At 47.2% G+C, this 13,829-nt stretch carries 13 protein-coding genes; 1 reads left to right on the top strand and 12 read right to left on the bottom strand.

The annotated features are described in order from the left end of the window. Positions 1-39: 39 nt before the first annotated feature. Positions 40-1,173 carry a flagellin gene (locus tag A8140_RS04335; protein ID WP_087490646.1) on the bottom strand — a complete coding sequence of 378 codons (1,134 nt, stop codon included), beginning with the start codon at positions 1,171-1,173 and terminating at the stop codon, positions 40-42. 516 nt (positions 1,174-1,689) lie between these two features. Next, positions 1,690-2,844: a flagellin gene (locus A8140_RS04320; protein ID WP_005536379.1), complete on the bottom strand. Its 1,155-nt coding sequence runs from the start codon at positions 2,842-2,844 to the stop codon at positions 1,690-1,692. 236 nt (positions 2,845-3,080) lie between these two features. Here A8140_RS04320 and A8140_RS25065 point away from each other — a divergent pair, with 236 nt between their 5' ends. Then, the gene (locus tag A8140_RS25065; RefSeq protein WP_155396278.1) at positions 3,081-3,239 is read left to right on the top strand and encodes a hypothetical protein; all 159 of its coding nucleotides are present in this window, start codon (positions 3,081-3,083) and stop codon (positions 3,237-3,239) included. A gap of 55 nt (positions 3,240-3,294) precedes the next feature. Here the strand turns inward: A8140_RS25065 and flgL are convergent, their stop codons facing one another. The 10 genes from flgL to flgC form a co-directional block, all read right to left on the bottom strand. Next, on the bottom strand, positions 3,295-4,485 hold the full coding sequence (gene flgL / locus A8140_RS04315) for a flagellar hook-associated protein FlgL (protein ID WP_005536377.1): 1,191 nt from the start codon (positions 4,483-4,485) through the stop codon (positions 3,295-3,297). Between the two features lie 12 nt (positions 4,486-4,497). Beyond that, complete coding sequence (gene flgK, locus A8140_RS04310; RefSeq protein ID WP_005536375.1) at positions 4,498-6,411, bottom strand: flagellar hook-associated protein FlgK; 1,914 nt, start codon at positions 6,409-6,411, stop codon at positions 4,498-4,500. Positions 6,412-6,576: 165 nt separating this feature from the next. After that, a complete protein-coding gene (gene flgJ / locus A8140_RS04305; protein WP_005536373.1) occupies positions 6,577-7,503 on the bottom strand; it encodes a flagellar assembly peptidoglycan hydrolase FlgJ in 927 nt (308 codons plus the stop codon). A gap of 18 nt (positions 7,504-7,521) precedes the next feature. After that, on the bottom strand, positions 7,522-8,613 hold the full coding sequence (locus A8140_RS04300; protein ID WP_005536371.1) for a flagellar basal body P-ring protein FlgI: 1,092 nt from the start codon (positions 8,611-8,613) through the stop codon (positions 7,522-7,524). A gap of 44 nt (positions 8,614-8,657) precedes the next feature. After that, positions 8,658-9,437: a flagellar basal body L-ring protein FlgH gene (gene flgH, locus A8140_RS04295; RefSeq protein ID WP_005536370.1), complete on the bottom strand. Its 780-nt coding sequence runs from the start codon at positions 9,435-9,437 to the stop codon at positions 8,658-8,660. Positions 9,438-9,467: 30 nt separating this feature from the next. Next, positions 9,468-10,256 carry a flagellar basal-body rod protein FlgG gene (gene flgG, locus A8140_RS04290; RefSeq protein ID WP_005425600.1) on the bottom strand — a complete coding sequence of 263 codons (789 nt, stop codon included), beginning with the start codon at positions 10,254-10,256 and terminating at the stop codon, positions 9,468-9,470. An 18-nt stretch (positions 10,257-10,274) separates the two neighbouring features. Next, positions 10,275-11,024, bottom strand: a complete 750-nt coding sequence (locus A8140_RS04285; protein WP_005425588.1) for a flagellar basal body rod protein FlgF — start codon at positions 11,022-11,024, stop codon at positions 10,275-10,277. A gap of 315 nt (positions 11,025-11,339) precedes the next feature. Beyond that, positions 11,340-12,653: a flagellar hook protein FlgE gene (gene flgE / locus A8140_RS04280; protein WP_005425641.1), complete on the bottom strand. Its 1,314-nt coding sequence runs from the start codon at positions 12,651-12,653 to the stop codon at positions 11,340-11,342. Between the two features lie 32 nt (positions 12,654-12,685). Further along, positions 12,686-13,393, bottom strand: coding sequence for a flagellar hook assembly protein FlgD (flgD, locus tag A8140_RS04275; protein ID WP_005534492.1), 708 nt, complete (start codon positions 13,391-13,393; stop codon positions 12,686-12,688). 17 nt (positions 13,394-13,410) lie between these two features. After that, on the bottom strand, positions 13,411-13,824 hold the full coding sequence (gene flgC, locus A8140_RS04270; RefSeq protein ID WP_005534491.1) for a flagellar basal body rod protein FlgC: 414 nt from the start codon (positions 13,822-13,824) through the stop codon (positions 13,411-13,413). Positions 13,825-13,829: the final 5 nt, after the last annotated feature.

The following is a 13,829-nucleotide window of genomic DNA, read 5'->3' as shown; positions in this document are numbered from 1 at the left end:
AGGGTTTAGCCTGGCTTTTGTATCACGTCGATTAGGTTATTAACCTAGTAGGCTTAGCGCTGAGTTCGGCGCTTGTTTCGCTTGCGCAAGGATAGAACTTGACGCTTGCGATAGAATTTGTGACTTAGTCATTTGAGTCGTTTCTTTCGCGAAGTCAGTATCTTTAATACGGCTCTTCGACGCGTTCACGTTCTCGTTGATGTTATCCAAGTTGCTGATTGCGTGGTTGAAACGGTTTTGGAAAGCACCCAGCTCTGCGCGGTGGCTGTCTACGTATTTCAGTGCCGCATCAATGATAGCCACAGATTCTTGTGCGCCACCTACTGATGTTACGTCGATAGTATCAACCGTTACGTTATTGCCGTCGCTTAGACCTAGCTCACCAGATAGGCCGCCTGAGAATTCAACGTCACCTTCAACTTTGTTGTTACCCGCAAACACTTGCAGTTTGCCGTCTTGGTCTACTGACGCTTTTACTAGGTCAGTTTGACCATTGATGTACGTCGCTAACTCTTCGATATCGTCACCCGCTTTCGCGCTGATGTTGATTTCTTGCTCTTGACCAAAGCTGTCAGTCAGGCTGATTTTCAGGTCGTTTTTGCCCGCTTCAACGTTCCAGTTTTTGTCTTTACCGTTGTCAGCTTGGTAGCTCACGCCGCCCATCATTTTATTGTCTGAGCGCATGTCTTTTAGGTTAAGCATTACTGCTTCACCGTTGTCCGCACCGATTTGGAAAGACTGAGTACCGTAAGTACCGTTTAGAAGCTTGTTACCACCGAAAGAAGTCGTTTCAGCGATACGGTTTAGTTCATCGTTCAGTGCTGTTACTTCTTCTTGAATCGCAACACGTTCTGCTTTTGAGTTAGAACCGTTTGCTGATTGAAGAGACAGGTCACGCATACGTTGTAGGATGTTAGTGGTCTCGTTCATTGCACCTTCAGCAGTTTGTGCAATAGAGATACCGTCGTTCGCGTTACGAACAGCCACATCCAGGCCACGGCTTTGTACGTTCAAGCGGTTCGAGATTTGAAGACCCGCAGCGTCGTCTTTCGCGCTGTTGATTTTGAAACCTGAAGACAAACGCTCCATAGAAGTTTGTTGTGCTGAGTTTGCGTTGTTTAAGTAACGCTGAGCGGTCATCGCTGATACGTTTGTGTTTACATTCACTGCCATGGTGATTTCTCCAATTGATTTTCCGATGTAGCGGTTTCCGACGTCTCGGAAAACCAAGTAGTTCTCTCAAAGTTACTTCTATTAACGACTCGGTTTTCAGAAGCTTTAGAAAAAAATCAAAAAAAGTGAATTTGCGAGATTTGGCTAGAAAAATTGAAGAAAAGTAGAAAAAAGGCCTCAAGTTTCTGCAGTTTAAGCCGAGCGCTGTAAATTGAACAAAGAACAACCAAAAGCCAATAAAAAGCAGTGAGTTAGATGAGATTTAGGAAGACTTTATCTGGACGATAGAAAAGAAAAAGCCCCTTTTCCTTTGAGAGAACTGGGGCTAGGTTGGCAGCCAGAGCCTATGTGGAGATCAAGAGAAATGAACACATAACCGGCACACCGGGTGCAACCTTACATTGAAAATGATTGGCAGGTGAGAGATGAGAGAGCCGCACATTCTATTATAACGTTGCTTGCCATAAGCCTGCATTCCCATCCACGTCTGAATGTATTGAATACAGGCTAGGTAAACTACTGCAATAGTGACATCGCAGAGTTTGGCAATTGTTTCGCTTGAGCAAGAATCGAAGTACCTGCTTGTTGCAAAATTTGAGCTTTGGTCATTTGCGTGGTTTCTTTCGCAAAGTCCGTATCTTTAATTCGGCTGTTTGACGCATCAACGTTTTCTTGAATGTTCGCCAAGTTATTGATGCTGTGGTTTAGACGGTTTTGTTTTGCACCTAGGTCAGCACGTTGTGAATCGACGTACTTAAGCGCTGAATCCAGTACAGAAATCGCGTTTTGAGAACCTTGCACGGTTGTCATATCGATGTCTTGCACTGATGTGCGCACTGCTTCATCACTTAGACCTAAATCTGATGCTAGACCACCAGAGATTGAAATATCACCTTGCACGTTCGGGTGCGCGACGAATACTTGCAGTTTACCATCTTCGCTTACCGATGCGTTGATCATATCAGATTGGCCGTTGATGTACGTTGCCAACTCTTCAATATCGTCGCCTGTTTTTGCGTTGATGTTGATCTCTAGGTCATCTGGATTGCCGTCTTCATCTTCACCCATGCCTGGAAGGGTGATTTTTAGATCCGCTTTAGTAGGATCGACGCCCCAGTCTTTGTCTTTGCCATTCTCAGAGAAGAAAGTCACACCGCCCATACGCTGGTCATCCGCGCGGATGCTCGTTAGTGCCATGATCATCGCTTCACCAGAGCTTGAACCAATTTGGAATGCCGCTTCACCGAACGAACCGTTCAATAGACGACGACCACCAAATGATGTTGTTTCGGCGATACGGTTTAGTTCATCCGTCAACGCAGATGACTCTTCATTGATCGCTTGGCGTTCTGCAGGAGAGTTAGTACCGTTTGCAGATTGAATCGCCAAGTCACGCATACGTTGCATGACTGACGTCGCTTCGTTCATCGCACCTTCTGCCGTTTGGGCAATCGAGATACCGTCGTTCGCGTTACGCATCGCCACATCAAGACCACGAGACTGCGCAGTAAGACGGTTAGAGATCTGTAGACCTGCCGCATCGTCTTTTGCACTGTTAATCTTGTGACCAGATGATAGACGCTCCATTGAGGTGTTAAGTTCGTTGGTCGCCTTGTTTAAGTAACGCTGCGCGGTCATCGCGGAGACGTTAGTACTAACTGTTACAGCCATTATGCTCTCCTGTTGAGTTCGCAAGCTTTTGCGAAGCGGCCAGCTTTACTCTCATTTGGATAAGCACTGACCGTAAAAAATTCGTTGCTAAATCTGCTTATATGGCAAGATTTAGGATCTCGTAAGTCTGTTCTGACAACATCAATACAATTTGTGTGCCAACTTGTTTCAAACTATTTGTTCTTTTAATAATGAACAAATAAACAACAAGTTATAGCGCATATGGGGCACGAGCCTTGTCTTGCTCATATTTTGTTGTGTTGCCGAGTTGCTGTTTCTCTATTGCCGCTCAAATTACCGTTGGCTTGATTGCCGCTTTCGGTCAAATCATGCCGCTTGGCTCGCATTACTCGGTGCTTTTCGTTGATTTCTCGCACTTAAGGCTTGGCACATAAGGCATTAAAATCGAACGTTTCGAGCACCGAACGCACTGCATAGACGATAGGCGCGTTAAATATAGTTAAACAACGTCAGGTCTTTGGTTTTGCCAAATGCCTGTTGTGAGGCTTGCAATGCACGTGAATTCTCACTGAACTCAATCACTGCCTTGGAGTAATCCAAGTCCTCAAAATTGCTCTTCGCTTTCGCCAGAGACAAATTAAAATCTTCGTGGTTTTGCTCTTGAATATCGAGCGTGCTCAACTTAGCACCCACATCGGTTCTCACTTTGTTCATGTGAACAAATGCCGCTTGGAATTCTTCCGTCATTTGATGCAGCTTTGCCGTCGCCGATGCGTCAGATACTGAGCTCTCTGACCACTGCATGGTTTCTTTGAATGCATCAAAAACACTGAAGGTTTGGCGCGGCTCCAGCGTGATGCTATCCCCTGCGGATACTTGCCCTTTCAGCTGAATGTTGACGCCTTCATATTGGATGCCATCAATTGGCGAATAGTCATCGACCTGAACAATGCTGCCGTCTTTTTCCAGTTGGTAACCAAACTTGCCATTGCTCATATCTACAAAAGTCACTTTGTAATTTGAGTCACTTCTAGATTCATCGGTCGCTTGTCCAAGCAACAGTTCAGAACCCTCTTGCAGGTCGTATTGCGGTTCAAAATCACCAAAAGGGTTTGGTATCTCCGAGAACACTTTATTACCCGGATAGTTGATACCCAGCTCAATATTGCTGGCGATCTTCATCTTGCGTTGATAACCGTCACCGGTATAGACCACGCTACCGTCATAATCACGAAAGAAAGGCTGTGATTTTGGTTTCGTTCCAGCAAACACGTAGTTACCCGACTCATCTTGAGAGTTCGCAAGCGCCATGAAGTTGTTGGCAATTTCTTCCAGTTCGCGCTTTTTCGCTGCGCGGTCTTCTGGAGAAAAGGCACCGTTGATCATTTCCATCGAAATACGCTTCGACTCATCAACAAACTGCTCTGCGTTAGCAACAACCACTTCTTGGTTTTCTAGACGGTTACGAACCAGAACGATCGCATCTAGGTACTGCCTTAACTGCTCTTCTTGCTGACCGATACTTTGAATGTAATGTGTCGCCAGAGGATCATCGCTTGGCTTAGTCAACTGCTTACCAGAAGCCAATTGCTCCTGATTATGGTGAACTTTGTTTTCCTGACGGCGCAGGTCATTCTGCACCGACTGGTAGTTATGGAAGCTAGAAATTCGCGTTAACATCTAAAGCCTCCTTTAGCGCAACTGCAAGATGGTATTGAAGGTGTCATTGGCTGCCTGCATCACACGAGAAGAGGCCATATACGCCTGTTGGAACTTCATCATATTTGCCGCTTCTTCATCGAGGTTTACGCCCGATATCGACGCCACGCGCTCTTGTGCTGCCTCGCTTTCTAACTGAGCAACATCCGCTAATCGACTTGCAGTTGATGTCTTCAAACCCACATCAGTGTTCAAGTTGAAGTACAAGCTCATGATGGTCGACTCATTGCCATTCATCTTCTTGTCAGTTTGGATGTTTTGCATCTTACGCAAGTTGCCATTATCACCCTCAGACGGCACTAAGTTGGCGGTAAACTTATCGTTCGCCAATGCGCCTGCACTTAGCTCAAATACGGTTGCGCCGCCGTTGTTATAAGCAGGGTGATTACTCGGAAGGCTGACTGAGACCGGCCCAGTCGGTGGATATGGCTGCGGAGCCATAAGCACATTACCTTTGGTATCTGTCACTGCGAATTGGTCACCTGTTGGAGACACCACCACTTCAAATTCACGCAAGTCACCCGCATCAAGGATTTCAAACTTCGCATTACCTTGAGCAAAAGTGGTCGATGCTTCGTAACTTTGCGCGGCGATCGCTTTTGGATCAGTTGTTTCGACTTTCATTTGTGCTGCGCTGCTACGCGTAGGACGAAGTAACACGTGCTCGCCGACCTTTGGTTCATTGCGAACTTCAACACGCATTCCGTCGATGTAGAACGCATTGCCTGCATCGGTATTAAGTTTGACGGTCTCGCCATTTGGCTTAGTCACCGCATAGCTGTCACCATCGTAACGCAACGAGTACTCACCACCTTTCAGTGCACTGATATCATTGATGTAAACCGCCATATCAGCCGTCGATTGAGGGCCTGCAACGACACGAGATTTGGCTAGTCGCTCTGAGTTCACATCGGTAAACAATGAGTCACCCACATTACCGTAGTGATCCAAACCTTGCGATTGCAGGTGGTTTACCTCACTAGAAAACGCCGTCGCTAAGCGGCCAAGCTCATCCATCACTTGTGGTATGTGCTCGTCACGCATCTTAAGTAACGCGCCAATTTTGCCGTCAATATCGTCTGATTTGATGGCTTTAATGCCGCCACCTTCAACCATAGCCAGGCGACGTTGATGAACATCTGGTGAGCCATCAATCATTTTCAATTGGCTCGCTTCGGTTCCCGAAACTAGCGTATGACCATTACCGATATGAACATTGAAGCCTTCTGAATTTTTGCGCGGGGTCACCGTCACCTTGGTATATTCAGACAGCTCTTTTATTAGTTTTTCATGTTGGTCCATCAAGTCATTATGAGGACCTGGGGTACGCATCATCAATCGATGAACATCGCGGATTTCAACGGCAAGTTGATTCACGCGTTCAATGCCCATATCCAGTGACTTATTCGTCACGTCCGATTGCTGACGCACGGTTTCATGGAATTCGTTGAGGGTATCGCTGAGTAATTTGGCTTTTTCCAGCACCACTTTGCGCGCGCCCATGTCATTTGGGGTATCCGCCATGGTTTTCACCGCATCGAACCACTCGTTCATGTTCTCTGGGATCTTTTTCGATGCCACTGAAGACAACATGCTAGAAAGCAAATCAAGGTTCTTCTCGTTATCGAGCTTGTTGGCATAATTGGTTGTGGAGAGGTTCAGCTCTTTAACGGCAAACTCATCCCAAGAGCGGCGAACATTTTCCACATGCACGCCCATGCCGTAAGTCGAACCACCAAATTGACGCGGATCGTTGGTGCCTTGGATAACAGACTGACGACTGTAACCCTCTGTATTTGCATTAGAAATGTTATGACCAGTCGTATTCAACTGTCGCTGAGCGGTAAGCACACTTTGTGTACCTACATTCAACAAATCTGACGCCATACATGCCCCCAAAAACGAAATAAAATCGGTATTGACCGATCACCTAGTTAACAATTAGCAAAAGGTGTGCCAGTTTAGGAAAGAAAGAGAAAGCACGAAAAAAGAAAGGCTTGCACTGTGGCAAGCCCTCTCAAAATGTCTATCAAGCATTCGTAATCGGGTGAATTACATACTCTCGATTTTTTGTTTCACTTGCAGCACTTTGTCTGCATAGCTTGGGTCAGTTGCGTACCCTGCGCTGTGAATTCCACGAATGAAGGATTCAGAATCACCGCCTTGTTGAAGAGCAGTCTCGTAGCGCGGGTTCTCATTCAAGAAGCGGACGTAGTCGTTAAAACTATCTTGGTAGTTCGAGTAAGAACGGAATGCCGCCGTCTCTTTCACAGGCGTGTTATCGTGGAACTCTAGTGTTTGAGTCGTCACTTTATCACCCTGCCAACTACGGTCAGCTTTAATGTTAAACAGGTTGTTGCTGCTGCCACGTGCGTTCTTAACGACTTTTTGCCCCCAGCCTGTTTCTAGCGCGGCTTGGGCCAATAGCAATGAAGGTTCAACACCCAAGGCTTTCGCTGCACGATCTGCGTATGGCTTCATCGAATTAACAAAAGACTCTGGCGAATCAAAACGTGATGGCTCTGAACCCGTTCGTGATAGCTGACCTGATTCAATTAAGCGCTGCTCGATTTCACGCGCTTTCTTCGGATCCACACGGCGGTATTCCACAGCATTGTTTGCTGCATCGCGCATTGCTGTTTCAGCCTTGTCGTCGCCTTGCCCAACCGTCAACTGCTTAACAATCATGTCAGCCAAACCCATCGAACCCGATGCACTTAAGTTACTCGCCATTTGCTCGTCCAGCATTTGACGGTAGAACTTTTCGTTTTGGCTGTTCATTAAGTTTGACTCAAAGCCTTCGTTCGCTTCGCGCATCGACTTCAACATCATCGAAGTAAAGATCGATTCAAACTGACGAGCGGCCGCTTGCAATGCTTCATGCTCACCATCTTTGCCCTCTTTCACCGCTTTTTGACGAAGGGTATCAAGGGAACTGATGTCATGAATAAAACCGATATCGTTAGGATTGTTGACCATGGTTTCTCTCCTAATCGATTAGATGATTATCAGCTGGCCTTCAATGGCACCAGCTTGTTTCAATGCTTGCAGAATTGCCATCAAATCCGACGGAGCTGCTCCGACTTCATTCACCGCACGGACAAGGTCATCCAGTGTCAAACCCGGTTCGAATTTGAACATCTTGCCTTTCTCTTCATTCACTTCGATATCAGAGTCCGGCACAACCACAGTTTGGCCACCAGAGAAACCGTTTGGTTGGCTTACATTGAGATTTTCTTTGATTGCTACCGTCATACCACCGTGCGTCACTGCCGCAGGTTTCAGGCGAACATGCTTGCCAACCACAATGGTACCGGTACGAGAGTTCACGATGATTTTCGCCGCGCCATCTGCAGGGTCGAACTCTAGGTTTTCGATTGCCGATAAGAAGGCAACACGTTGGCTCACATCACGTGGAGCACGGACACGAACAGACGTCGCGTCAACCGCACTGGCCATTTGAGGACCAAGGAAATTATTCACCGCATCCGCCATACGTTGCGCAGTGGTAAAGTCAGAATCAAGCAGGTTGAATGTGATGTAGTCACCACGTCCGAATGGGTTTGGAATTTCACGCTCTACGGTTGCACCGCTTGAAATAAGACCAACCGTTGGGTTGTTGCCCACGATTTTAGAGCCATCAGCACCTTCTGCACTGAAACCGCTCACGACTAGGTTACCTTGCGCGACAGCGTACACTTGGCCGTCTAGACCTTTTAGGAAGGTTTGTAGCAAGGTGCCACCACGCAAGCTTTTTGCACTGCCGATCGAAGAGACCGTAACGTCTACTTGCTGACCCGGCTTAGAAAATGGTGGCAAAGTTGCCGTTACCATAACTGCGGCAACGTTCTTAATTTTTGGTTTGGTACCCGGCGGCATTTGAATGCCGAAGTTTTGCAGCATTGCCGCGAAGCTTTGTTCTGTAAACGGGTTTGATTCACCCGTACCCGGTAAGCCTGAAACCAAGCCATAACCCACAAGTTGGTTGCTACGCACACCTGCCACTTGCGCGACGTCTTTAATACGTGCGCCTTGGGCTGTGGTTGCAAATAGCGCAACGCTCAACAGTGCTAATAGGATTCTTTTCATGCTTACTCAATCTCTTGCAGTCAATTTGCCGTCTTTTCGACGTCTTACAGGGCTACATTAAAGAATCGTGCCAAGAAACCTGGCTCTTGCATATCTTGTGGCGAGCCTGTGCCAGAGTATTGGATTCTTGCGTTAGATACGCGATTTGACGCAATAGTATTGTCGAAATTGATGTCATCAGGGCGAATTGTGCCGCTTAGACGAATATACTCATCACCCGTATTCAGCGTCATCCACTTCTCACCACGGATCACTAGGTTGCCGTTTGCCAGCACCTCAATGACTTCTACCGTGATGTAACCGCTGATGCTGTTGCTTTGCTTAGCCGAAGAGTCGCCTGCAAAGGTGTTGGTGTTGTTCAGATCGTAGGAGAAGTTGTATTTACCACCAATTTTCAGCTCCTGACCACCAACAGACAGAGGTTCCATCTTCGCATCGTTGGTTTTTGATAGATCGGCGTTGGCACTCTTAGTCGCACGAGTGGTTTCGTCGAGCGTTACGGTAATGATGTCGCCGATGCCTCGTGGTTTAGAATCGTCGTATAGGTCGGTAATGTGCTCAGTGCTAAACAAAGAGCCCGTTGCTGCCGCATAGTGCTCCGGTTTTTGTTTAGGATGAATCGGTGCCCATGCCGGATCGCCTGCCACCGGATCGGTTCTGCCGCGCATTGTATCAATGATGCCGCTGCTCTCTTCTTTCGACTTATCGCCTTCAACCGCATCCACCACCGTTGTCGCTTGGCTGACTTCGTCGGTTTCAATCGGTTCTAGCATCGCACAACCAGACATGGTCGTGATAAGTGCAAGTAGACAAATACGTTTCATCATTGGCTCCCTAAATCCCGATCTTAGTAATTACAACTGCTGGTTAACGAAGCTCATCATCTTGTCGACAGATGAGATTACTTTTGAGTTCATTTCGTACACGCGCTGCGCTTCGATCATGTTGACCAGCTCTTCCGTCACGTTCACGTTAGATGCTTCCAGCATGGATTGACGAATTTCGCCTAAACCATCAAGACCAGGGACACCTTCTTGTGGGTCACCGCTTGCGCCAGTCGGTAGGTAAAGGTTCTGACCGATTGGCTCAAGACCACCAGGGTTTACAAAATCAGTGATAGTTAGCTGACCAACTACAACGTTGTTTTGCTCACCACGAATACGCACTGAGACTTCACCGTCGGTACCAACCGTGATAGAAATTGCGTCCTCAGGAATCACAATCTCCGGCTCTACTGGGTAACCAGAGCCAGAAGTCACTAACGTACCTTCACCATCCAACGTGAACTGACCATTACGGGTGTAACCGATGTTGCCGTCTGGCAAAGTTACTTGGAAGAAGCCGTCGCCTTCCACCATCATATCGAGTGCGTTAGTGGTGGTTTGCGCGTTACCGTGCGTGTGCACTTTTTGCGTCGCAACCACTTTAGAACCAGCACCCAGCATCAAACCACTTGGCAGTTCTGTGTTCTGAGAAGACTGGCCGCCTGGCTGGTTGATGTTTTGGTAGAACAAATCTTCAAATACCGCGCGGCTCTTTTTGTAACCTACGGTCGAGGCGTTCGCCAAGTTGTTCGAAATCGTTGCGATGTTGGTCTGTTGGGCGTCTAGACCTGTTTTACTTACCCATAGTGCTGGATGCATTGTGAACCTCTAACTCTGTTAACTCATACGAAGCAATGAATCTGAAGACTTATCCATCTCTTCAGCGGTGCTCATCATTTTGACCTGCATTTCAAACTGACGTTGAAGGTCAATCAGAGCGGTCATTTCACCCACGGCATTCACGTTACTACCTTCAATCGCACCGGTTTGGATGCTGATAGAGCCGTCTGCTTCGTAAGGCTGGTTTGGAGTTTTATGGCGGAATAAGCCATTGGTATCTTTAAACAAGTTTTGATCGTCTGTGCGTACGAGCTTGATACGATCAACCACTTCTAATTCTTCAGCCGGCGCACCTTGAGGCAGTACAGAGATGGTGCCGTCACGACCGATTTCGATTTTGGAGACTGGGATTGGCAAGGTGATTGGCGCATCGTTTTCGCCCAACACCACATGACCGCTTGCATTCGTTAGCAAGCCGTTTTGATCCACTTTTAGGTTACCGTTACGCGTCAAACCTTCTTTGCCAGTTTGGTCCATAACAGAAATCCAGCCGCTGCCTTCTACCGTAATATCTAGGTCACGACCGGTTGTGATCACACTGCCTTGCGCAAAGTTGTGTCCCGGGCGTTCCGTCATGCTGAATACACGTGAAGGCAAACCTTCACCATAAGCTTGCATAGAGCGAGCTTGTGCTAAGTCAGCACGGAAGCCAGTTGTACTCACGTTTGCCAGGTTGTTGGCACGCAATTGCAGGGCCTGCATATTTTGCTTGGCGCCGCTCATTGCGAGAAACAGTGCGCGATCCATAAATTACTCCAAAAGTCCTCTGTACAAGGGAGTAAAAGCAATAGTTATGCCAACATTAAAATAATGTTATTAATCAAAAGCTTGAATATAAATTAAGAGTTTTCAGATGGCAATTCAGGATGAATCAACCAAGAGAGAGGCAATGTTTTGATCCGTCTAGCGGCAACAGCGGCAAGTCAGAGATCAAAGCATGCCCAACCTGAACTGAGGTATTTTCAGGTTGAGCACCAGATGAATGTCATGATGTCATCAAACGATACGACAAGTGCACGCAGTGTTTGATTAAGCAGATGATAGAGCTAACTAACGAGTGCTCTAACGGATCTGCAGGATATTTTGTTGTAGCTGGTTGTGTACTTCTAGCGCACGTGAGTTCGCTTGGAAGTTACGCTGAGCAGAGATCAGATCCACCAGCTCCTGAGTCATATCAATGTTTGATTGCTCTAGCATACCGTTGTTGATAGTACCGAAAGAGCCTTTGTTTGATTCACCCCAGATCTTGTCACCAGAGAACTGAGTTGAATCCCATTGAGTGCCGCCTTTCTTATCCAGACCTTGCTCGTTTGGAACACGCACTAGCGCCACACGACCCAATGTTACGTTTTCACCGTTTGAGTAAGTACCCAATACGCTGCCGTTTTCATCAAAGTCTACTTTAGTCAGGAAGCCCGTTGTCGCGCCATCTTCATCGAACTTAGTCAGTTCAAATGGCGCAGCAAACTGAGTCGCTGAGCCTAAACCAAAGTTAAGTGTTTGCGCTGGATCTGCACCGTTTAAATCCACAGGGTTAGTGTTTGTCGCAGGATCGCCCAACGCTACCGATGTGATTGGCTGACCGTTGTTTAGGCTTGCCAATGTACCATCGTTGTTGAACTTCATCGTGTGACCAACGTGACCCGTTGGCGTCGCAGCATCACCGTTAGCAACGTTCAATGGCTTCTCACCGCCTTTGTCTGTCACTGTGTAGTAAGTTTGCCACGTGTTCGGCTGAGTTTGGTCTTTCAAGTAGTAAGTCGTTAGCTTGTAAGACTGACCCATCGAGTCATAAATCGTTGAAGAAGTCGAACGGTTGTATGTATCTGGATCTGAGAAATCAAACTGAGTCGGATCTTTCAAATCACCATTAGCCGGTAAGTTCACACCCACTTCAATGTTCGCTGTTTGCTTTGGTTTACCAAATTCGGCAGGAATATTGATTGGTTGTGGCTCGTAAGATGAAACCTCACCAGACTCAGGGTTTACTTGGTAACCCAGTAGGAACTCATCGTTCGCCGTTACCATGTAGTTGTCTTTGTTCAAATGGAACGCACCGTTACGTGTCATTTCATTTTGTTGTGGGATAAGGCGATCTTTCGCTACCGCGAAGAAGCCCGTACCCGATACACGCAAATCCATTGGGTTGTTGGTGTAGATGCTTGAACCTTCGTGGAACTGTTGCGCTACTTGGTTCGCTTGTGCACCGCCACCCGGAGTGGTTTTTGCGTTAGTGAACAAAGAGTTTGAGTACACATCGCTGAATTCCGCACGAGACTCTTTAAAGCCGTACGTGTTGGCGTTCGCAATGTTGTTACTGGTGGTGTTCAAATCCAGTTGAGCGGAGGACAAACCGCTTAAAGATACATATGACATTCCAAAATCTCCTAACCTGACGCGCTATTGAATTACGCTTTGCCGACTTCCAATACTTCTGCAAGTCGAACTGGCGATTCATAACCTGCCAGATTGAGTAATACGTTTCCGTCGCCCTTACCTAGCAATACACTGTTCACGTTCGCGTAAGTAGACACTGGGAACTCTTGCGACTCCCCATCTACTAAGCCAGACGCTTTCACATTGTATTTGCCAGCAGGCATTGGATTTCCGTTTTCATCATTACCGTCCCAAAGCACACGAGTGTCGCCGGCTGGTTTCGCACCTACCTCAAAAGTACGCACCAATTGGCCCGCTTCGTTTTCCACTCGAACAAACAGGTTGTCGAGAGGTTGTGCAAGCTTAACCATTGCCGCCATTGTTGCATTGTCTTGCTTTACACCCGCCGCGCCAGGGACCAACACGTCACGACCAACCAAAGAGGAAGCTTGTAACGCTTGGTTTGATGTCATTGACGAGTTCAAACTCTCGAACTGAGAGTTCATCTTGCCGATGCCATCTACGGTCGCAAATGACGCCATTTGCGCAATCATCTGGTCATTACCTACCGGCTTAAAAGGGTCCTGCTGAGACAATTGCTTGGTGAGCAAAGATAGGAAGTCTTCCTGTTTCAGGTCCTGCTTACCCGTGCTCTCTTCAGTCTTCTTGTTCTCTTGTAGGCTTTTAAGCTGGTCGATATAGGACAAGCCGCTTTGACCAACGTTATTAATTCCGGCCATACGCTACCCCCTTATCCTTATTGACCCATCTGCAGCGTACGCAGCAGCATTTGTTTACTAGAATCAGCTACTTGCACATTGGTTTGGTAAGCGCGAGAAGCCGAAATCATGTTTGCCATTTCTTCCATTACATTCACGTTAGGCTTGTAGATGTAGCCTTCGTCGTTTGCAAGGGGATGGTCTGGGTTGTACTCCGCATTCAGCGGTTTGTCGCTTTCTACAATACCCATCACTTTCACTGGCACCGTATCACCGCCACGCATGGCGTTACTTAACTCAGCACCAAATACAGCATGACGCGCTTTGTAAGTGTCTTTCGCAGAGCTGCTGACACTGTCGGCGTTCGCCAAGTTGCTTGAGGTAGTATTCAGACGAATGGATTCAGCGCTCATTGCGGAACCTGTCACATTGAAAACGTTAAATAAGCTCATCTAAA

This window comes from Vibrio campbellii CAIM 519 = NBRC 15631 = ATCC 25920, from assembly GCF_002163755.1.
Taxonomy (GTDB): domain Bacteria; phylum Pseudomonadota; class Gammaproteobacteria; order Enterobacterales; family Vibrionaceae; genus Vibrio; species Vibrio campbellii.
The sequence above is the reverse complement of the archived record's forward strand: the minus strand, read 5'-3'. Positions and strand labels throughout refer to the sequence as shown.

Bases quoted from the DNA above. Each gene is read 5' to 3' on its own strand.
- A8140_RS04335 (WP_087490646.1), bottom strand. From the start codon at position 1,173: ATGGCAGTGAATGTAAACACAAACGTATCAGCGATGACCGCTCAGCGT.
- A8140_RS04320 (WP_005536379.1), bottom strand. From the start codon at position 2,844: ATGGCTGTAACAGTTAGTACTAACGTCTCCGCGATGACCGCGCAGCGT.
- flgL (WP_005536377.1), bottom strand. From the start codon at position 4,485: ATGTTAACGCGAATTTCTAGCTTCCATAACTACCAGTCGGTGCAGAAT.
- flgK (WP_005536375.1), bottom strand. From the start codon at position 6,411: ATGGCGTCAGATTTGTTGAATGTAGGTACACAAAGTGTGCTTACCGCT.
- flgJ (WP_005536373.1), bottom strand. From the start codon at position 7,503: ATGGTCAACAATCCTAACGATATCGGTTTTATTCATGACATCAGTTCC.
- A8140_RS04300 (WP_005536371.1), bottom strand. From the start codon at position 8,613: ATGAAAAGAATCCTATTAGCACTGTTGAGCGTTGCGCTATTTGCAACC.
- flgH (WP_005536370.1), bottom strand. From the start codon at position 9,437: ATGAAACGTATTTGTCTACTTGCACTTATCACGACCATGTCTGGTTGT.
- flgG (WP_005425600.1), bottom strand. From the start codon at position 10,256: ATGCATCCAGCACTATGGGTAAGTAAAACAGGTCTAGACGCCCAACAG.
- A8140_RS04285 (WP_005425588.1), bottom strand. From the start codon at position 11,024: ATGGATCGCGCACTGTTTCTCGCAATGAGCGGCGCCAAGCAAAATATG.
- flgE (WP_005425641.1), bottom strand. From the start codon at position 12,653: ATGTCATATGTATCTTTAAGCGGTTTGTCCTCCGCTCAACTGGATTTG.
- flgD (WP_005534492.1), bottom strand. From the start codon at position 13,393: ATGGCCGGAATTAATAACGTTGGTCAAAGCGGCTTGTCCTATATCGAC.
- flgC (WP_005534491.1), bottom strand. From the start codon at position 13,824: ATGAGCTTATTTAACGTTTTCAATGTGACAGGTTCCGCAATGAGCGCT.